This window comes from Terrimonas rubra, assembly GCF_042686025.1.
In the GTDB taxonomy this organism is placed as follows: Bacteria; Bacteroidota; Bacteroidia; order Chitinophagales; family Chitinophagaceae; genus Terrimonas; species Terrimonas rubra.
Genome location: NZ_JBHUOZ010000002.1, coordinates 256,248 through 277,535 on the forward strand (window position 1 = coordinate 256,248; position 21,288 = coordinate 277,535).

Sequence of the window (21,288 nt, forward strand, 5' to 3'; positions counted from 1 at the left end):
AAACAAGTGCAAAGTTCAACAAGATACGCTATACACGGTATTAAGAAATTGTTTCCCGTTCAGTAAATACAATCTGTATACTAAATACTACATACTGTATACTCTAAACTACTTCACCGGCTTTATCCAATAACTATATTGGTAGTTTTTAAATGGTAAGCGATATTCTTCCAGGGGTCTTGCTCCCCAGCTGTCAATACCCTGTACACCCAATTGCTGCAGGTCCACATGCAGGTATATTTCATTACGGGGCACCAGTTCACCGGAATGGTATTGCTTTTTATTTACCTCGGGATCCAGGTCATCTAAAGCATAGGGCAGCGCAGCAACATTCAACAGGCTGTCGGCCATAATAATCTGAATGCCCTTACCTTTTGCATCGGTAAAGCTGGCCCAGCGTACATCGGCCTTGTTACCACTTTCCTGCGGACGGGCATAAGGGAAGTATTGTTCCTGCACCGTTTGTTTGTACTGCCCGATCAGGGAACCCGTTTTACGATCCCAATAGCTTTCACCGGGGCCACGGCCATACCAGCTGATATTGCTGTACGCTTTATTCAATACCAGGTCATTACCCACACGCATCAGCAACTCATGTTTACCCTGTACCGCTTTTAAGCTGTTCGTTACTTTTATTTCACCATTAGCATAAATGGTAAACACCTGTGTCTGTACCGCATCGCCATTCAACAGTTCTTTTTCAATGGTTACTTTATAGGTATTCCCTTCCTTAACTGTTGTAAAGTTTTTAGTGGCCGATTTTTCGTACACATTACGCCAGTTACGCAGCTTGCTGTTAAAGCCGGCGCCAATATCATTATCAGTAGGGGCACGCCAGAAAGATGGGGTTGGTCCTGCCGTTAAAATATGCTGCTGTTTAACGGTATATGCATTGATAGCGCCTTTTGCTTTATCAAAGCTGATGGTAAAGTCTTTACCGCTAATGGTTAATTTATCCCCGCTCTGGCTTTCAGTTAAAGCACCATTAGCCACAGGTGCCTGGTAAGCATTAAAGCTGTTGGCAACAGGGAACTGATCATACGCAATGGTATAGCCTTTTTCTAAAAAAGGCTCTGCATTAATCATGTTATAACTCAGGTTCAGGAAATATTCCTTCCCTGCTTTGATCGTTTTTTTAACAGGTACTGTGACAGATTGAGTAGCCTGAGGGGCAATGGAAATATTATTGATGACACCTGATTCTATTTGTTTACCATCTTCTATCAGCTGCCATTGTAAAACAACATTGTTCAGTGTTTTAAAGAAATAACTATTGCGGATATCAAATTGGTAGTTGCCTTTATAATTTGTTTTAATGAACTGGTGTACTTTTTTAACCTCAACTGCCATGGGGGTCATGCCACGGTAAGCAGTTACCACACCTTTTACACAAAAGTTATTATCGCTTATGTTTTCATCAACCGGACCGGCCAAAGGAAAATCACCACCATAGGCCATGATCCTTTTACCGTTTTTAACGGTATCAATGGCCTGATCAATCCACTCCCAGATAAAACCGCCCTGCAGTTTGGGATTGTTTTCAATAGCATCCCAGTATTCTTTAAAATTACCCAGGCTATTACCCATAATATGGGCGTATTCGCTCATGATAAAAGGACGCGGGCTATTGCCTTTGGAGTAGTTGATCAAGCCACGCGGACTGGGATATTGCGGCACGATCATATCGGTATTAAAATCGTGTTCGGCCCTTTCATATTGTACCGGCCTGAAGTCGTTGGCCTTTAACCATTCATAAGCCTCGTAAAAGTTAACACCGTTACCGGCTTCATTACCTAATGACCAGGTAACTACCGATGTATGGTTTTTATCTCTTTCATACATACGGGTAATTCTTTCAAAATGCGGGTTACGCCATTTTTTATCGTTACCAAAGCTGGTGCTTAAATCGTAGTAACGGCCATGCGATTCAATATTGGCTTCGTCTACTACGTACAAACCAAACTCATCGCAAAGCTCCATCCAGTAAGGATCGGGAGGATAATGCGAATGACGCACGGCATTTACATTCAGCTTTTTCATCATCTCCATATCCTTGAGCATATCTTCTTTTGACAACACATGGCCCTGGGTAGCATTATGCTCATGACGGTTAACGCCTTTTAAGAAAACTCTTTTACCATTAATTAAAAAGTCGCTGCCTTTAATTTCCACGGAACGGAAACCAATACGCTGGGGAATTACTTCCAGTACATTTTTATCCTTGTCTTTCAGTGTCAGGTATAAGGTATATAAATAAGGGGTTTCGGCTGACCATGTTTTTACCCGGTCGATCTGTGTTTGAAAATTAAGTTTTTGGTGGTAATTACCTAATACATCCTGCTTTTCACCGTCTTTTTTCCAAACCTGTTTGCCATCCGCATCTACCAGTTCGGCATCTACATAAAAAGCCACGGGCTTACTGTGTAAGGTATTACTATCTTTTTTATAGTTTTCAATGGTCAGGGAGCCGGCCAGTAATCCATTGGTATAAGCAGCATCTAAAGTACCGGTTACTTTAAAATCGCGGATATTGAGTGTTGGTGTGGCATACAGATATACCTCTCGCTCGATACCGGAGATACGCCACATATCCTGGCATTCCAGGTAACTGCCATCGCTCCAGCGATATACCTGTAAGGCCACCAGGTTTTCACCGGGCTTTACATATTCGGTAATATCAAACTCTGCGGCCAGTTTGCTGTCTTCACTATAACCCACTTTTTTGCCGTTTACCCAGATGAAGAAAGCCGATTTAACCGCACCCAGGTGAATAAATACCTGGCGGCCGCTCCAGTTGGCAGGGATGTTTATTTTTTTGCGGTATGAACCTACGGGGTTATTATTATCCGGAATATCAAAGGGGGGATTTAAACGGCTGCCGGTTTTAGCACGACCGGTAAATTCATAAGGATGATTTACATAGATGGGTAAACCATAACCATTCAACTCCCAGTTAGCCGGTACTTTAAAATCGGTCCAGCCTGCATCATTAAAATCTTTTTTATAAAAATCAACCGGTCTTTTAGCAGGATCCTGCACCCAGTTGAATTTCCAGTTACCGTTTAATGACAAAAAGTAAGCAGACTTTGTTTTGTCGCGTTGTTGTGCCAGCGAACGGTTCTCGAAACTGAAAGCACTGGCCCGCATGGGCATACGGCTAACGGAAACGATCTCGGGCGTTTGTAATTCGGATGGAATAACCTGGCTGAAAGCAGTAAAAAAACCGGATAATGCTAATAAGAGAAACCCTAACCTGAACATGATTTGATTTTGATATATGGTTACAAAATGCTGACCAATGGTATGCAGTACAAGTGTGCGACGCAAAGAACGATGCCCTGTTTGCTGCAGCTGGTAACAACAAAAATGTTGAAGCCATAAAGCTAAGCTGCTTTTGTTTACCAACACCCCGGCGCAGAAAATAACGGACAAACGATTGAAAAGGGGGGATACTGCTTATTTACGGTCGTATTCACATAAATTTGCAGCGCAAATACAATCGTTTACCAACTTAATGTTTACAACATGCAGTATAGAGTAGAAAAAGATACGATGGGTGAAGTGAAAGTGCCGGCAAAAGCCTATTATGGTGCACAAACCCAACGCAGTATTGACAATTTCAAGATTGCAGAGGACATCAACAAAATGCCGAAAGAAATTATTAAGGCATTTGCTTACCTGAAAAAAGCCGCTGCTATTACTAACCAGCAGGCAGGTGTACTTCCCAAAAACAAATCGGTGCTGATAGGTAAAGTGTGTGATGAAATACTGGAAGGACAATTAGATGATTATTTCCCCCTGGTAGTATGGCAAACCGGCAGTGGTACGCAAAGTAACATGAATGTAAATGAAGTAGTAGCTTACCGAGGCCATGTACTGAACGGTGGTAAGTTAACCGATAAAGAAAAGTTTTTGCACCCGAATGATGACGTAAATAAATCACAGTCATCCAATGATACCTTCCCTACAGCCATGCATATTGCTGCTTATAAAATACTGGTGGAAGTAACCATTCCCGGCATTAAAAAGCTGCGTGACACCCTTGCTAAAAAAAGCAAGAAGTATATGAAAGTGGTGAAGATAGGCCGTACGCACTTTATGGATGCTACGCCCCTGACCGTAGGCCAGGAGTTTAGCGGTTATGTATCGCAGTTAGACCATGGCTTGAAAGCCATTAATAATTCCTTGCCGCATTTAAGTGAGCTGGCTTTAGGTGGTACAGCTGTTGGTACCGGTATTAATACACCTGCTAATTATGCCGAGAATGTAGCCAAACAGATCGCCAAATTAACCAAACTGCCTTTTGTTACCGCCGAAAATAAATTTGAGGCGCTGGCCGCACATGATGCCATTGTAGAAGCACACGGCGCTTTAAAAACAGTTGCCGTAAGCTTAATGAAGATAGCCAACGATATCCGTATGTTATCCAGCGGGCCACGCAGCGGTATTGGCGAATTGTTTATTCCTGATAACGAACCGGGTTCATCTATTATGCCGGGTAAAGTAAACCCTACCCAGTGTGAGGCCCTGACCATGATAGCCGCACAGGTAATGGGTAACGATGTAGCCATTAGTGTAGGTGGTGCGAACGGCCATTTTGAGCTGAATGTATTTAAACCTGTAATGATCTATAACTTTTTACACAGTGCCCGTTTAATAGGCGACGGTTGTGTATCGTTCAACGATAAATGTGCTGTAGGTATTGAACCTATTGAGGCCAATATTAAAAAACACGTGGACAATTCCTTAATGCTGGTAACTTCTTTAAATACCAAGATCGGTTATTATAAGGCTGCCGAGATAGCGCAGAAGGCGCATAAGGAAGGAACAACCCTGAAAGAGATGGCGGTGAAGCTGGGTTATGTTACACCGGCACAGTTTGATGAATGGGTGGTGCCTGCTAATATGGTAGGTAAACTGTAAACAAATTGATAACTGTTCGTAGGTTTACGAATGACAAAAGCGGATACTACTGTGGTATCCGCTTTTTTGTGTAAAAAACTTGCATAAAGCGAAAGCGTGTAGTAGTTTAAAGTAAAATTCAATATTTATGAAAGCCATTGAAAAGACTGGTAGCGGTTTGCCCGCTGCCTCCTTATTACCCCAGGCTACAACACTGTCACCTTATTTACAGGCAGTGCTGGCGGCCAAAACCGGATCGAAAACTGTAAGCCAGGAAAACGGTAATGCTATTGCATTAGAACGTCTTTTTAAAGGGCGGCAAAAACCATGAACCGATACATATAGTATGTAAAAAAAAATGGCTTGTTAATCATAACAAGCCATTTTTATGATAAGGCTGTTTACTTATTGTTTGACCACTTTTCTTGTTTCTACCAGTTGCCCATTACCATTGTATAGTTTTAAAAAGTAAATACCGCTTTTTTGTGCACTAATATCCACCGTAAAACTATTCTGGAAACTGGATTTACTCTGCACCACACTGCCCGTTACATCGTACAGTTGTGCCAGCAAGGGCTTCTGGAATTCTTTTTTACCCCTTACCGTAAGCAGGTTGGTAACTGGGTTGGGGTATATATCAATATGCTCTGCAGCTGCCGGGCCTTCACCCGGTTTATCGGTTAATGCCAGTAAAGTGCCGGTATAATTGTACGCAATGATGGTTCCGTTGCCTGCATTTACACCACCATCCCTGGCTATAAAAAAGCGGCGGCCGTTGGGGGAAATAGCCATATCCCTGATCCTTCCGCCATCACCCTGGAACAACTGGTAATAGGTAGTTTCTACCCCATCGCCGGCAGGGTTCAGTTTAAGCCGGTACACAAAATCCTTTTTTAATGGTGTAACAAATAAGGAGTTGCTCCATCCCGCTATGCGGCTGGTGCCCAGGAAGTCGATGCTGGAGCAGGCAACCGTTGGCCATTGGCTGTTATCTGATGGATTGATGGTGGACATCTGTGCCGTGAACATGGTAAAGATGGGCTCCTTGTGATTGGTGATACTGGTACAGTTAAACTGCTCATTAGTAGTAGCCGTTGTTCCTATAGCCGTTGTTCCGATCGTATAACCATTCACATTACCATCGCAATAGCCCGAAACACGGTCCCAGCCATAGTTACGGCCTTTTTCAATAATATTCACTTCGTCATCGGTCCTGTCCATCTGCTCCGAACTATACAACCTGTTTACCCCGTTTACCTTACCCCAAACCAGTCCCTGTGCATTGCGGTGGCCCAGGGTAAAAACATAATCTTCGGCACTGATAGTTGCCGCATTAAAAAAGGGATTGTCATTCGGCACCCAGGCATTCTGACCTGCATCGCCATCGGATTCGGTATTAAGACGCAATACTTTTCCTTCAAAAGCATTCTGTACCAGCGAACGTTGTGTACGGGTGGTGTTCAAATACTGGCCGGCGCCCATATCGCCCAAAGTATAATATAAACGGTATTGGTTATGCAGTCCGCCGGGCGACACATTTTCAATTTCGGGGCTTATTACCAGGCGGCCGGAATTATGATCACTGCTGCCCGGTAAGTTATCTACTATTGTTTCAGGGTTGATCAATGCATCGCCGCTATAGGTATACCGGACAATTTTTGTTGAATAGATACAGCTGGTATTTGATCCGGGGCATGACCCTTTGGTGTATACAAAAGCAGCATATACCCAGGGCTTTTGATTTCTTACGGCCGGGTCGGAGGAGTATAAGTTAGGATGGATGGCCAGGCCCATTAAACCACCCTGCGGAAAATTGGAGGTGTTTTGCGTGATGGTAATGCCATGCGCAGCAGATTGTGCAAACAAATCGACCAGGGTGGTAGAGGCACCAAAAGTACTCACTCCATCTTCTTTTACATTGATCCGGCGGATACGGTAACTCCTGTTCTCAGTAACCCAGAGTGAATCATTGGGACCGTATAACACTTCCCAGGCATTATTAAAATTCGTTCCTACAGTACGTTTGGCAAATGGTTCGGTTTGAGCATAACTAAATAACGCAACAGCAAAAAAAACTCCCAGGAGTAAAGAACGTTTCATGTATTGGATTTATACGCAATTATATAAATCAAATGCCTTTTATACAACCGCAAAAGCTACATAGTTTTTAGTAAAATTACTGCGCACATCGTTTTTTCCCTTACCCCGATAATTAATATTATAATATTGTTTTATGTTTTGCTAAGTAGAAAACCCGGCAGTTTTAGTAAAAAAAATACATTGAAACGTTTGTTTACGTGTACCCGGCTTTTGCTTTTTCGTATATTTTTTATACAGACCGGCGGGAAAATTACACATTTAGTATACAAACCGGGTAATAGTACGATGGTCTTTTACGATTGTTCAGGCCGGTGTATATGTTTACTTTTGAATGATCGAAATCCAATAGATGAAAATAACTTTACGTATACATCAGCGGTGGCAACACGGCAAGGCTGCATGGCTTTTACTCCTTAAAAGCGTTCCGCTATTGCTGGCTTTTCTGTTCACTGCTACTACGCTCCTTGCCCAGGTAAATGTAAAAACCGGCAAGAGTTTTATCAATATCAGCAGGCCTGGCGGCGGCACTTTTTTAGCCGGCGACATTATTGAAGTAAGGGCTACTATTGCCGTAAACGGAGGCTCGAGTAACGATAATACCTATGTTAACAGCATACGGTATAATGATACCATTAATACCAATAAGTTCCAGTACATAACGGGATCGCTGCGGATGTTATCAAACGAGGGAGTTCAACAGGCTACTTTTACTGATGCTGCGGGCGACGATCTGGGTAATATACAGGGCGCCTTGATACGCTTTAATATAGGCGGCAATGCTACCAATGCCAATGTAACCACACAAACCAACAGTACCACCGGCGCCGGCCGGTTAAGACGAAGCGACGTGCCGAGCTTTTATGGCGGCACCTGCATCCGCATGTACACCTATCAAATCCAGATTAAATCAACCGCCACCGATGTGGCACTGGATAGCCTGATCATTTTAAACGCCGGTAATTTCCGTTACCGTATCGGCTCCAGCACCACCGATGTACTTTCAAATTTTCAACCTTACCGTATAAGAATAGCGCCTGACTATGGACTTTGTTCCAGCTCATTTGGTACCAATGCCATCCTGGGTGAGGCAGGAGGTACTTTTGGTTCGGGTACTGTGCGTAATAAAGCCGGCGGTACAACATTTGTACCCCTGCCTTATAACCGAGTAAATTTCAGCGCATCGGCTCCGCAGGATAATGATTATGGGGTGGCCAACAATACCAGCAGTGATGGTTCCAGTAACCCGTTTGTAGCTTATCCTAACAGCGCCCGGGTGCATAGTGTATGGGATATTATTGGTGATCATACAGGCGCTGCCGACCCTGTGGCCGGTAATGCTCCCACACCCGCCGGTAACAACGGTGGTTATACACTTGTTATTAATGCCAGTTACGAAACCAACCTGGCTTTCCGCCAGAACATCACCAACCTTTGTGAAGAAACCTACTACGAGTTTTCGGCCTGGTTCCGGAATATCTGCCGCCGTTGCGGCTGCGATGTGACTGGCCGGGGATCGGGTGACCCAGGTTATACGCCAGGGGCGGGTAATGACTCCTCCGGTGTAAAGCCCAATTTAAGTTTCCAGATAGATGGCGAAGAGTATTATACCAGTGGCAATATAGCTTACTCGGGACAATGGGTTAAAAAAGGATTTGTATTTAAAACAAAACCCGGGCAAACCTCGTTTACGGTTACCATCCGTAATAATGCTCCGGGAGGCGGGGGTAATGACTGGGCAATTGATGATATTGCCGTTGCAACCTGTTTGCCTAATATGAGTTACTCCCCCTCACTTACACCCAATATTTGTGTGGGCAATCCCATTACTATTTATGATACGGTACGTTCTTACTTCGACAACTACCGTTATTATCAATGGCAATATATGGCCGATGGTACCAGTACCTGGACCAATATCGGAAGCCCGGTAGGCCCCGTAACACCGGTTAACAATGCCGGTACCTGGGAGTATGTGGCACAACACACCATACCCCCGGCATCTACTACTACGGCCAACAGCGGCGACCGTTACCGGCTGGTAGTGGCCACATCCACCACCAATTTATTAAACGATGCCTGCCGCTCTACAGATATCATTAATGCTGTTACCTTAAATGTACTGACCTGCACCCCTACACTCGGCACCAACCTGCTGTCCTTTAATGCTACGTTACAGTCGGATCATGTATTATTAAACTGGACCACATCCCGGGAAGCTGAATTGCTTTATTTTGATATTGAACGGAGCGCCAACGGCATTCATTTTGAAAAAGTGAGTACGGTAAACAGCGCATCCCAATATGCCCGGGAGCAGAATGAGTACCGGTTTACCGATAACCAGCCAAACAGCGGGAAAATGTTTTACCGAGTAAGAATGTATAACCAGGCGGGTAAAACAACCTACTCTAAAATCATCTCATTAGGCCGCAATGAATCGCAGTTTACCGTGAACGCAGTGATGAACCCTTTTAACCAGGAGATGAGATTTGATATTACGGCCACACAAAAGGAAACCATCACCGTTGAGCTGACCGATTATTATGGTAAGAAAATTAAACAGACAAGCTTTGATATACAGGTAGGCAATAATATTTTAAAATGGAACGGCATGAATAACCTGCCTTATGGTATGTATATTGTTCGCCTTACCGGCAAATCGGGCAAGACCAGTACGCATAAGCTGGTGAAAAGCGCGAGACCCTAAAGAAGTAAGATTTTAGATTTAATATTTGAAGATTGTTAGCAGCTGCATACGCTCAAATCTTAAATCCCAAATCTTAAATCAAAAATCTTAAATTCCTAAGAAACCTGTACATCATCATTCACCGTGGTAGTGGTTTCGATGGATTGTTTATTAACCGGTACCAGTTTCTGGATAAACCGTTTTTGAAATACCAGTAAAGTGATAACCCCGGTGGAGATGGCCATATCGGCGATATTAAAGATGGGGCTGAAAAACTCAAACTCCTGTCCGCCTACTACCGGGAACCAGGAAGGATAGGTGGATTTGATCATGGGGAAGTATAACATATCCACCACGCTGCCATGTAAAAAAGAGGAATAACCATTAGAGGATAAAGCGGCCACACCCGAATAGGACAAATAATCCTGCGTAACCGGGTCGTAATGCAGGCCCTTGTCAAATATCATCCCGTAAAACATACTGTCTATCAGGTTACCCAATGCGCCGGCATAAATCAGTGCAGCACAAACGATAAACCCTTTGGTGTATTTTTCGCGGACAAATTTTACCAGCAACCAGGAGCCGAATATTACTGCTACCAGCCTGAATAAGGTAAGGATCACTTTGCCGGTTTCATTGCCAAATTTCCAGCCCCAGGCCATGCCCGGGTTTTCAATAAAATGTAAACGGAACCAGTCCATGCCAAATACCCTTACCACTTCACCGGTAGGATAACTGGTTTTAATAAATATTTTCAAAGCCTGGTCGGCAATAATAATAGCTGCAATGATTAAAACGGCATGTTTCAGCTTCATGTCCTTTATTTAAGGGGCAAATATATTGTTTAAGGTTTTATGAAAACCATTTGACAATTAGTTAATTCGGAAATTTGCCAATGTTCAATAGCATTACTGCAGCTGAACGGAGCGTCGCAAGGGACGATCAATCAGGGATATGCCGCTTAAAACCATCAAAACCTTACCTGATATTATTGTTCTTTGCCCGAAGATTTATTGTCCTTGTCTTTTTTGAAGTTTTTCTCAATTTCCTGTGCCTTTTTAAAATCGAGCACCACGCCATTTATACAGTAACGTAAACCTGTTGGGGGTGGGCCATCTTCAAACACGTGACCCAGGTGCGACTCACAACGGCCGCATTGCACTTCAACCCTCTTCATACCATGCGAGTTATCGGGGGTATAAATAATGCTAGTTTTACTTACCGGCTGGTAAAAACTGGGCCATCCGCAGCCGCTTTCAAATTTGGTATCGCTTAAAAATAAGGCATTACCACATACCGCGCAGTAATAGGTTCCTTTTGCGGTAAGGGTTTCCAGCGGGCTGGTCCAGGGCCTTTCGGTGCCTTTTTCACGGGCAATCTGGTATACATTGGCCGGCAATATCTTTTTCCATTCCTCCTCGCTCAGCTTCACACTGCTGGTATCGGTATTGGAGTAAACGGGGTTGTTTGTTTTTTTATCGTCCATAGTATCTTTTATTACAATTTTAGACGGTGTTTGTTGCGAGTAACTGCATTGCTGGAATACAGAACAGGCCAAAATAAATATTATGATTTTTTCTAATCTCATATCTTATCTATAACAAAGCTAAATTATATCAGTTTAACTATTGAAAATCATTAACAATTTGCTAGCATTGAATAGAATTCAACGAAATCTTTGCTTTAGTAAACATTTTTTAAAAATGCTATCTTATATTTGTTTTTCACCAAGGATATTGTGTGCTTATGCTTAATTTAATTCTTTTTGGTCCTCCGGGCAGTGGTAAAGGTACCCAGTCAGAAAGGCTGGTGGCCGAATACGGTTTGGTTCACTTATCAACCGGTAACCTGCTGCGTGAGGAAATTGCCAACAAAACCCCTTTGGGTTTGGAGGCTAAAAATTTTATGGACAAGGGCCAGTTGGTACCCGATGAGGTAGTGATTGGTATGATCGACAGCAGCATTGAACACCATAAAGATGCTGTAGGCTTTTTATTTGATGGTTTTCCGCGTACCGTTGCCCAGGCACAGGCGCTGGATAAATTGCTGGAGCTTAAAAAAACCAGTATTTCCCTGTTTCTGGCATTGGAAGTGAGCGAAGAAGAGCTGGTAGCCCGTTTACTGAACCGTGGTAAAACCTCCGGCCGCAGTGATGATACCAACGAAGAGGTGATCCGTAAAAGGTTTTCGGTTTATAACCAGGAAACTGCGCCGGTATCGGAACACTATAAAAAACTGAAAAAGTTCCACCACATTAAAGGCGAAGGCTCGGTTGATGAGATTTTTGGCGCCCTTGCCGCTGTTATAGATACACAAAAAGCCAAAGTATAAGGCTTTACTGACGATTGCCACATTTTATGTAAAACACCGCTAAGGTTTTTTACCATCGCATGCTGCCTTTCGTAACATGCATTTACCAAACGCTATATGATATTCTGGTATAAATAACACTACCTGCATAAGCTGGTACCGGTTACTTTATGTACTTACATGAATGTAACCGGTACCGGCATTTTTTATTTGAACGATCAGACGGAAGAGATCAGAAAGCAGATTTCGGCCGTCAGAAAAGAGGTATCAGCTATCAGACAGGAGACTTCAGTGATCAGACGCACACGATCTTCAATATTAAATATTAAATCTAAAATCTTAATTCCCCAAATCCTGCATCTTAAATCCTCTTTATTTTTTCAGCAAACTATCTGCCCTGGCCAGTGAACCGGTAATGGCTTCATTCATCTTATTCACCTTCTGCTCTTCATTGCTCAGGTATTTAATGCGTTCGGGCAGGTTATCGCTAAGGGTGTCGGTAAAGTTCATTTCGGCCATCCATTTATCCATGGCGGTGGTGGCATAACGCAGGTCCAGCAACAGGGTATCCAGTTGCATTACATAAGCTTTGAGTGCCGCTTGTTGTGCAGCCGGCAGTTTGCCTATTGAGTCGATGGTTTGTGCGGCTTTCAGCTGCATTTTTTCAATGCGCATCATTTTGGGCATGCCCACATCATGGCCTTTCATTACCACATCAAACAAACTATCGGCCTGTTTTTGCAGTCCGCTGTCTTTAGCACTGTTATTACAGCCCGATCCGGCAACGGCCGCCACCAATAATGCTACAGGGATCATTTTTTTTACGAACATAGTTATACTGTTTTGTAAGCCGCAAAGGTACTACCTTACCCAGATAAGCCCCTATAAACCTTGGCCGTCTTTATCATCATCCCGGTGTGCAGACCATAATTAACAGTACTCCCGCAACAAATTTTTAATTACCGTGTTGTAAATAAAACTTGCCTTATTTTGCAGGCAAACAACGATTATTGCTGATGCCACAACTACACAATTATATTACCGGCAAATGGATAGCCGGCGATGGCGAAGGACAGGCTTTATTTAATGCCGTAACCGGCGAAACCATTGCCATCACCTCCACCAAAGGCCTTGATTTTAATGCCGTTTTACAATATGCCCGTACGGTGGGTAATCCTGCTTTACGCAAAATGACCTTCCACGAACGTGGTAACATGCTGAAAGCACTGGCCCTGTACCTGCGTGAACACCTGCCCCTGTTTTACGATACCAGTTATAAAACCGGGGCCACCAAAGCCGATAGCTGGGTGGATATAGAAGGTGGTATAGGCAACCTGTTTGCCAATGCTTCACTCAGAAGAAAATTTCCGGATACCACATTTGCCGTTGATGGCGATACCCATATATTAGGTAAGCAAAACACATTTGCCGCCACCCATATATTAACACCCAAAGAAGGGGTAGCCATTCATATCAATGCCTTTAATTTTCCGGTATGGGGTATGCTGGAAAAAATAGCGGTGAACCTGCTGGCAGGGATGCCCTGCGTGGTAAAGCCCGCCACTGTAACCAGTTACCTTACCGAAGCCGTAGTGCAAAAGATCATTGCTTCCGGCATATTGCCCGAAGGGGCTTTACAACTCATCTGCGGCAGCGCGGGTGATATGCTGAAGTATGTAACAGCCCAGGATGTGGTTACCTTCACCGGCTCGGCCTATACCGGGCAAAAACTAAAAGCCCATCCCCAGATCATCAGCGAATCGGTTCCTTTTAATATGGAAGCCGACTCCTTAAATTGTATGGTGCTGGCGCCCGATGTAGAACCGGGTATGCCCGAATGGGACCTGTTTATTAAAGAGGTGCGTAAGGAAATGACCACTAAGGCCGGGCAAAAATGTACGGCGGTTCGCCGCATATTTGTACCGGATAATAAACTGGCCGATGTAAGTAGATCGCTGACAGCCGCCTTAATGCAAACCGTGATCGGTAACCCGCTGAATGAAAAAGTGCGCATGGGCTCACTGGCCGGTCAGGAACAGCGTAACGAGCTGTTTGCCCAGGTACAACAATTATTAGCCGCCTCACAAATTATATATGGCTCACTGGATAGCGTAGAAGTAGTGGATGCTGATGCTTCAACGGGGGCTTTTGTATCACCACTTTTATTATTAAATGAAACACCCTGGCAGCAGACCGTATCGCACGAAGTGGAAGCTTTTGGCCCGGTAAGTACCCTGATGCCTTACAGGGATATGGAGGAAGCCATTGCCTTAAGTAAAATGGGCAAGGGCAGCCTTTGCAGTTCCATTATTACCGCCAGTGAAAAACATGCCCGGGCTTATGTGATCGGCGCCGCATCACATCATGGCAGGATACTGGTACTGAATAATGATTGTGCCAAAGAGAATACCGGCCATGGTTCACCGCTGCCTTTACTGGTACATGGCGGACCGGGACGTGCAGGCGGCGGCGAGGAAATGGGCGGCATACGTGGCGTAAAACATTATTTACAACGTACCGCAGTACAGGGTTCGCCCACTATGCTTACCGCCATTACACAGGTTTACCAGCAGTATGCAAAAGGCAATACCGGTGGTATACACCCTTTCAAAAAAACGTTTGATGAACTGGCCATCGGCGACCAGCTGATCACGGATAAAAAACTGATCACATCAGAACTGATTGACCAGTTTGCCGACCTGAGCGGCGACCATTTTTATGCGCATATTGCCGGTACCGATTTTAATGGCACTATGTTTGAAAAACAGGTAGCACATGGCTATTTATTAATGAGCCTGGCAGCCGGTTTGTTTGTGGACAGTTACGAAAAGAACCCGGTATTACTGAACTATGGTATTGATGAACTACGCTTTACCAAACCCGTATACCCTGGAACCGAAATAAGTGTCCGTTTTACCTGCAAAGAAAAATTACCGCAGGATAAAAAGGAGGAAACCGATATTGACAAAGGCATTGTAAAATGGCTGGTGGAGATTTTTGACGATACCGATGAGCCGCTGGTTGGTGTAGCTACCATACTGACCATGGTGGCCCGTTAACTTAACATTTTAACAACGAATAATGCTGAATATTCAGGACAAAAATTAGTATATTTATTACACCACAAAATATTTTGAACTATGGAAAATGGATATGTTAAAAGCGAGTTTCATAATGGCGTAACCACTATCGAGTTTCACCATCCCCAAAGTAATTCTTTACCATCCCGCCTGCTGGAGCAACTGGCCCAGGCCATACATGGTGCGGGTAACGATACCGAGACAAAAGTTATTATTTTACGATCGGAAGGCGAAAAAGCTTTTTGTGCCGGCGCTTCTTTTTCCGAACTGGCCGCCATCAAAACAACCGAAGAAGGAACAAAATTCTTCAGCGGCTTTGCGCATGTAATTAACGCTATGCGTACCTGTCCTAAATTTATCATTGGCCGTATACACAGCAAATGCGTAGGCGGTGGTGTAGGTTTGGCAGCTGCGGTTGATTATGCTATTGCAGTTGAAGGCGTAGAGGTAAAATTAAGCGAACTGGCTTTAGGCATCGGCCCCTTTGTTGTAGGACCCGCCGTTGAAAGAAAGATCGGCTTATCGGCCTTTACCCAATTAGCCATTGATGCCCATATGTGGCGTAACGGCGACTGGGCCCGTAAAAAAGGTTTGTTTGCCGAGCTGCACCCTTCAGTGGAAAGTATGGACGAATCTATCATCCGTTTATCACATACACTGGTGGCCAGCAGTCCCGAAGCAACGGCCGAATTAAAAAAACTAAGCTGGCAGGGTACAGAGAACTGGGATAAATTATTAATTGAAAGAGCAGCTATCAGCGGCCGTTTAATTACCAGTGAGTACAGCAAAAAAGCTATTGAAAAAATTAAACAAAAACAGGTGGTAGCAGCGTAAAGCAAGCACTTATTTGTTTTTGAAAACTGTTTCTGTATCAGTTATTCCCCCGTGTCACATATACGGGGGATTTTTTTATTATCTTTGGTCCTGCTTTAGGGGTATTCTGTAAAGAATTGAGAGAGTCCCTTTGAACCTGACCCGGTTAATACCGGCGTAGGGAAAAGCAAATACACCTTTCTGCAGGGTTGTATTTTGTTGCGATCTTTCCTAAAGCATTTTTTTAATTATTAAAACAATGACAATGGAAAAATCGCTCTGGCAACACATCGCCACGGTACGCCAACAATCTCCGCTCGTTCATAATATTACCAACTTTGTAGTGATGAATAATACAGCCAATGCGCTATTGGCTGTGGGTGCTTCCCCTATCATGGCACATGCCCACTCAGAAGTGGCTGACATGGTATCCATTGCCCATGCGCTGGTCATCAATATCGGAACATTGGATGAATACTGGGTTGAGTCGATGTTATTGGCCGCAGCAACCGCTAACAAGTCCAATAAGCCCTGGGTACTCGATCCTGTTGGCGCCGGTGCCACTGCTTACCGCGACGAGGTTTTGCAAAAACTACTGGCCTTTAATCCCACCATCATCAGGGGAAACGCCTCTGAAATTATGGCCTTAGCTAAGAATAATACGGTTACAACGAAAGGCGTGGACAGCACCGCTGCCAGTAACGACGCCATCTCCTCCGCCCGCTTACTGGTGGAAAAATACAAGGCAGTGGTTTGTATATCCGGCGCTGTTGATTTTGTAGTGGACAGCAAACAAACCGTTTCCATTACGAATGGCCATCCCTTAATGACTAAAGTAACGGGACTGGGTTGCTCGGCCACGGCACTTATCGGTGCCTTTGCAGGCGTAACAGCAAACAAAACCGAAGCAGCCGTGGCGGCCATGGCTGTTTTAAGTATCGCCGGAGAGCTGGCAGAGCAGCAGTCAAAAGGCCCCGGTAGTTTACAATTACATTTACTGGACCAGTTATACGCCCTTACAGAAGAAGTTTTTAATGCCCGCTTAAAACTTGGTATAACAGCATGATCTCCTTCACGTATAAATTATACCTGGTTATTTCTGAAGCAGATTGTAAAGGCAAAAACATGATAGCCGTAGCCAGGCAAGCTATAAAAGGCGGTGTGGACATTATTCAGCTCAGGGAGAAAAACGCTTCCGTTACCGAGTTTACAACAAAGGCCCTGCAACTTAAAGCACTTGCTGATGAATACCACATTCCGTTGATCATTAACGATAACCTGATGGTAGCCGAACATGTAAATGCAGCAGGTATACATGTAGGCAATAATGATCTGCCACCGGCAGAAATCCGCCGGGAGTGGAATGTAGCCAATAAGATCATCGGGTATTCTATTGAGTATATAGAACAGTTACATAATGAGCAGATGGAAGCGGCCGATTACCTGGGTATCAGTCCGGTGTTTGGCACTGCTACCAAAACGGATACGGTTACGGAATGGGGACTGGAGGGTATTACAACAATAAGACAACTCACCACTAAGCCGCTTATTGCTATCGGCAATATGCAGTTGAATAATGTAAAAGCAGTAATAAATGCCGGCGCCGATTGTATTGCAGTGGTATCGGCTATTTGCAGTGCCAGTAACCCGGAGAAAGCCGCTTATGATTTAAAAAATGAAATAATCAAATGAAAAAATACACTTATCCTTCGGTACTTACTATTGCCGGTTTTGACGGAAGCGGGGGAGCCGGCATCCAGGCCGATATAAAAACATTCTCGGCACTGGGCTGTTATGCCACATCGGTATTAACCGCATTGCCGGTACAAAACACGATGGGGGTACGTAAAATCTATCCCATCCCCGTAGAGGCTGTGGCCGATCAGATCAGGGCCATATTAGACGATATTTTTCCTGGTGCTATAAAAATAGGCATGGTACATACGCCTGAACTGGTGGAAACCATTGTAGATACACTGAGCGAATACCCTAAAATACCCATTGTATTTGACCCGGTAATGGTAGCCACCAGCGGCCACCGGTTAATTGAAAGCGATACCATTACTACCATCATCAACCGCTTACTGCCGGTAGCCGAAATCATTACCCCCAATATGGATGAAAGCGCTATACTGGCCGGTATGCCGGTAAAGACCCTGGATGATATGGTTATTGCCGGGAACAAAATAAGAGCCCTGGGTTGCCGGTCCTTATTATTAAAGGGTGGTCACCAGGAAACGGAAAAGATCACGTCCCTGTTCATCAGCGAAGATGGAAGCGTTGACCCCTTTGTAACCGAAAAGTTTAAAACAAATAACACACATGGTTCGGGCTGTACTTTATCATCGGCAATTGCGGCTTACCTGTCGCAAGGCAAGGCTTTAGCTGAAGCTGTGGCTTTAGCGCAGGCCTATGTATTTGATGCCATAAAACATGGACAGGATGTACAAACAGGAAAAGGGAACGGCCCGCTGAATCATTTTTTTAATCCTCAAAAACTAATTAAAAATGAAATGGTCTGAATATACCTGGACACAGGTGGAGCATTGTTATCAAGCTATATTGGAAATGCCTTTTATAACGGAGCTTTCAGCCGGAACCCTACCCGTGGAAACCTTTAAGTTTTATATGGCCCAGGATTCGCTTTACCTGGAACATTTTGGAAGGGCATTATCCCTTGTGGGCGCTAAAGCATACGATATACAGGATGTACTGGCATTTATCCGTTTTGCTGAAGGGGCCATTGTGGTAGAGAATGCCTTACACGAAACCTATTTTAAAGACTTTGGTCTCACCGACAGGGGAACCATGCAGCCAGCCTGCCATCATTATATTCACTTCTTAAAAAGCACAGCCGCTTTTGATGCAGTGGAAGTTGGTATGGCGGCCTTACTGCCCTGTTTCTGGATATATAAAAAAGTAGGTGACCATATTTTTCAAAACCAGGAAACAGTAAATAATCCCTATAAAAAATGGATCCAAACTTATAGCAACGAGGATTTTGGCGCCCTGGTTCAACAGGCCATCAATATTTGTGATGCCGCGGCTGAACGCTCTACACCGGAAATAAGAGAAAGAATGACACAGGCATTCATCACTTCATCGCATTTGGAATTCGATTTCTGGCAGGGGGCTTATCACAACCGAAAATGGAACGTCTTTTAACGTATCATGCACTTAATTTCTGGCTGGTTCGCTTTAAATCGCCGGCCAGCCTGGAGATAAATAAAAACTGGTCGATGATGGGTTTAAGTTCACCCAATCTTATGCGGGTGTCGGTGTCCATTAGGCCCTGCTGGATTTCGGTACGCCGTTTTTCTATCAGCTCATTGGCATGTTTGTTCAAGGCAAGTTCGGGATGATCATCCTCCTCTTCCTGCCAGGCCACTTTGTTTAAAATAGCAATACAGTCCTCCAGTTCCTCCAGGGTATCATCTATCACCGGGCTGAAATCGGTAGAGCGGTATTTGATAGATAGCGTAGGTGAGTAATAAGATAAAGTGGCAATATGTGAGTTGAGCATATTACTCATTACCACAAACTGGTGGGTGAGTTTGCTATGTACCTGCTTACTCTTTGGTTCGGCCAGCATACGCGAAAAAGCACCCGCCAGATTGGCCTGGGCTACAAAAGCATTCTTGCGGCTTATTTTAAAATCGAGTACCGATGAGGATTCGTTCACGTAAGGCAGGCTTACATTTTTATAGTAGGTAATACTTTCCTTCACCGCATCGATCATATAGGTTTTTATCTGCTCCTTCTCCCAGGCGGGCACTAATAAAAAGGTAGCGCCAAATGCGATCACAGAGCCAATGGCCGTATCAATTACCCTGTCCTGCAGTATTACCTGGAAATGTGCCGTATCCAGCAGGTAAAACATAATGAGTACAAAGGGTGTCATAAAAATAACACTGAATAAATACCGGGTACGCATAAAGCTATATGAGCCGATCATGAACAGTAACATGATGGCAAAGAGGGCCGATTCATTTTTAATCAGTGTAAGGATGCCCAAACCCAGCAAGGCGCCGAATATGGTACCGGCCAGTCGCTGGTAATTCCGTTCCCGGCTCAGGCTGTATGCAGGTTTTAATATCACGATGATGGTCAGTAATATCCAGTACCCGTGACCCAGTGAAAAAATATGGGAGAGTATATAACCTGCAGTAGTAGCAATACTCACCCGCAGGGCATGCCGGAAAGTATTTGATTTAAGGGACAGGTTATCCGGCAACAGTCTCCAGCTAAGGTCAGTAGGGGTTACAAAATGTTCATAATCGCCGGGCAGTTTATAATCAGCTGCCGATTTTTTATCATAACCGGTGTAATGATGTAAAGTGTATAACCTCACCGATATATCATCCAGGGATTGTAATATTTTACGCAGGCTTAATAAAGCTTCCAGGTTTTCGGGGTTACGCTGGCTGTCCCGGAATGTATTAAAATACTGCTGCAGCTCCTTTAAATGCTGCTGCATATCCACCGGTTCACGGGAGTATTTACCACTTTGAACAGAAAGGCCTATCTCGTCCAGCTCATTGGCCATTTCCATGATAATGGTCCTGAAACGTTCTAATATATCAGTATTATCAAAGTATTTATGCAGGGCTTCGTAGGCATAAAAAGTAGTAGTGGTTTTTTCAAACAGGTCAACCGTATCTGAAAATATCATCAGTATAGTACGGCTGGTAGTGGTGGACTCCTTAATGATATGCCGGCTTTTGAACAACATTTCCCGCAGGGTTTGCTGCTGGTTCTGAACGATCACCTGTTTTTCCAGTAACAGCCCGTACACTTTATCATAATCTACCTGCTTGTTATAAAACAAAGCCCGGCTGCGCAGGTAATCGGCCACCGACATAATATTTTCACCCAGGGCCTGCTGAATAAGTTTATAAGGCCTGAAACTGTATAAGGTAATACTCAGCAGCATATACCAAACCCCGCCCGCGGCCACATATAATGCGTTCAGTGCAATACCCTGTGGTGAATTGTGCACCTGTTGTATACCCAGCACCATCACCAGTAAAGCCGACATGCCAATGGCATTTACCCGGGAATTGTAAACACCTATCATACTGAACAGGAAACAAAATATAGCGATCAGGAAACCCAGCAATACGGGAGAGTAGGAAACAAAGCCTGTGATGAGGGATACAAAAAAGATAATGATGACCGTAGCCCGCATGCCATTACGCCGGTGCAAAATAGGCCCCGGCATATCTGACACACTTACACAAAGTGCACCCAGCGACACCACAATACCGATATGAAGTAATCCGAAAAAATTAAGTATGATGGCGGGCAAAGTAACGCCGGCAGTAATACGTATACCCTCAGCAAAATAATAGCTGTTAATAAAACTCCGGTATTGTTTTACATAATCCATCCTGCAAAAAG

At 44.2% G+C, this 21,288-nt stretch carries 16 protein-coding genes and 1 riboswitch; of the genes, 10 read left to right on the forward strand and 6 right to left on the reverse strand.

All coding sequences use genetic code 11. From position 1 onward, the window contains the following. Positions 1-108: 108 nt before the first annotated feature. Positions 109-3,261, reverse strand: coding sequence for a glycoside hydrolase family 2 TIM barrel-domain containing protein (locus ACFS6H_RS09445; RefSeq protein WP_386097644.1), 3,153 nt, complete (start codon positions 3,259-3,261; stop codon positions 109-111). A 264-nt stretch (positions 3,262-3,525) separates the two neighbouring features. On the opposite strand from ACFS6H_RS09445, the gene fumC reads away from it, so the two are divergent. Beyond that, on the forward strand, positions 3,526-4,923 hold the full coding sequence (gene fumC, locus ACFS6H_RS09450; protein ID WP_386097646.1) for a class II fumarate hydratase: 1,398 nt from the start codon (positions 3,526-3,528) through the stop codon (positions 4,921-4,923). Between the two features lie 127 nt (positions 4,924-5,050). Then, positions 5,051-5,233, forward strand: coding sequence for a hypothetical protein (locus ACFS6H_RS09455; RefSeq protein ID WP_386097648.1), 183 nt, complete (start codon positions 5,051-5,053; stop codon positions 5,231-5,233). A gap of 74 nt (positions 5,234-5,307) precedes the next feature. Here ACFS6H_RS09455 and ACFS6H_RS09460 read toward each other — a convergent pair whose 3' ends face one another. Then, positions 5,308-7,002 carry a PQQ-dependent sugar dehydrogenase gene (locus ACFS6H_RS09460; protein WP_386097650.1) on the reverse strand — a complete coding sequence of 565 codons (1,695 nt, stop codon included), beginning with the start codon at positions 7,000-7,002 and terminating at the stop codon, positions 5,308-5,310. A gap of 349 nt (positions 7,003-7,351) precedes the next feature. Between ACFS6H_RS09460 and ACFS6H_RS09465 the strand changes: the two genes are divergently transcribed. After that, positions 7,352-9,706, forward strand: coding sequence for a T9SS type A sorting domain-containing protein (locus tag ACFS6H_RS09465; RefSeq protein ID WP_386097652.1), 2,355 nt, complete (start codon positions 7,352-7,354; stop codon positions 9,704-9,706). 95 nt (positions 9,707-9,801) lie between these two features. On the opposite strand, the gene ACFS6H_RS09470 is transcribed toward ACFS6H_RS09465, so the two are convergent. Together ACFS6H_RS09470 and msrB are read right to left on the reverse strand one after the other, a co-directional pair. After that, positions 9,802-10,500: a lipoprotein signal peptidase gene (locus ACFS6H_RS09470; protein WP_386097654.1), complete on the reverse strand. Its 699-nt coding sequence runs from the start codon at positions 10,498-10,500 to the stop codon at positions 9,802-9,804. Positions 10,501-10,673: 173 nt separating this feature from the next. Next, a complete protein-coding gene (gene msrB / locus ACFS6H_RS09475; RefSeq protein ID WP_386097656.1) occupies positions 10,674-11,273 on the reverse strand; it encodes a peptide-methionine (R)-S-oxide reductase MsrB in 600 nt (199 codons plus the stop codon). A 158-nt stretch (positions 11,274-11,431) separates the two neighbouring features. Between msrB and ACFS6H_RS09480 the strand changes: the two genes are divergently transcribed. After that, on the forward strand, positions 11,432-12,016 hold the full coding sequence (locus ACFS6H_RS09480; protein ID WP_386097658.1) for an adenylate kinase: 585 nt from the start codon (positions 11,432-11,434) through the stop codon (positions 12,014-12,016). Between the two features lie 351 nt (positions 12,017-12,367). On the opposite strand, the gene ACFS6H_RS09485 is transcribed toward ACFS6H_RS09480, so the two are convergent. After that, complete coding sequence (locus tag ACFS6H_RS09485; RefSeq protein WP_386097660.1) at positions 12,368-12,826, reverse strand: viral A-type inclusion protein; 459 nt, start codon at positions 12,824-12,826, stop codon at positions 12,368-12,370. Positions 12,827-12,975: 149 nt separating this feature from the next. Here ACFS6H_RS09485 and paaZ point away from each other — a divergent pair, with 149 nt between their 5' ends. The 6 genes from paaZ (at position 12,976) to tenA (ending at position 19,053) form a co-directional block, all read left to right on the forward strand. Beyond that, complete coding sequence (gene paaZ / locus ACFS6H_RS09490; protein ID WP_386097662.1) at positions 12,976-15,054, forward strand: phenylacetic acid degradation bifunctional protein PaaZ; 2,079 nt, start codon at positions 12,976-12,978, stop codon at positions 15,052-15,054. Positions 15,055-15,135: 81 nt separating this feature from the next. Beyond that, the gene (locus ACFS6H_RS09495; RefSeq protein ID WP_386097664.1) at positions 15,136-15,909 is read left to right on the forward strand and encodes an enoyl-CoA hydratase/isomerase family protein; all 774 of its coding nucleotides are present in this window, start codon (positions 15,136-15,138) and stop codon (positions 15,907-15,909) included. 87 nt (positions 15,910-15,996) lie between these two features. Continuing rightward, positions 15,997-16,089: riboswitch (TPP riboswitch) on the forward strand. A 64-nt stretch (positions 16,090-16,153) separates the two neighbouring features. Continuing rightward, positions 16,154-16,954 carry a hydroxyethylthiazole kinase gene (gene thiM, locus ACFS6H_RS09500; protein ID WP_386097666.1) on the forward strand — a complete coding sequence of 267 codons (801 nt, stop codon included), beginning with the start codon at positions 16,154-16,156 and terminating at the stop codon, positions 16,952-16,954. Next, complete coding sequence (gene thiE / locus ACFS6H_RS09505; RefSeq protein ID WP_386097668.1) at positions 16,951-17,580, forward strand: thiamine phosphate synthase; 630 nt, start codon at positions 16,951-16,953, stop codon at positions 17,578-17,580. Before thiM ends, thiE begins: the two co-directional genes overlap by 4 nt. Then, a complete protein-coding gene (gene thiD, locus ACFS6H_RS09510; protein WP_386097670.1) occupies positions 17,577-18,410 on the forward strand; it encodes a bifunctional hydroxymethylpyrimidine kinase/phosphomethylpyrimidine kinase in 834 nt (277 codons plus the stop codon). The genes thiE and thiD overlap by 4 nt, the downstream gene beginning before the upstream one ends. Next, a complete protein-coding gene (gene tenA / locus ACFS6H_RS09515) occupies positions 18,397-19,053 on the forward strand; it encodes a thiaminase II (protein WP_386097672.1) in 657 nt (218 codons plus the stop codon). Before thiD ends, tenA begins: the two co-directional genes overlap by 14 nt. Positions 19,054-19,057: 4 nt before the next feature. Here the strand turns inward: tenA and ACFS6H_RS09520 are convergent, their stop codons facing one another. Then, the gene (locus tag ACFS6H_RS09520; RefSeq protein WP_386097674.1) at positions 19,058-21,277 is read right to left on the reverse strand and encodes an FUSC family membrane protein; all 2,220 of its coding nucleotides are present in this window, start codon (positions 21,275-21,277) and stop codon (positions 19,058-19,060) included. Between the last annotated feature and the right edge of the window lie 11 nt (positions 21,278-21,288).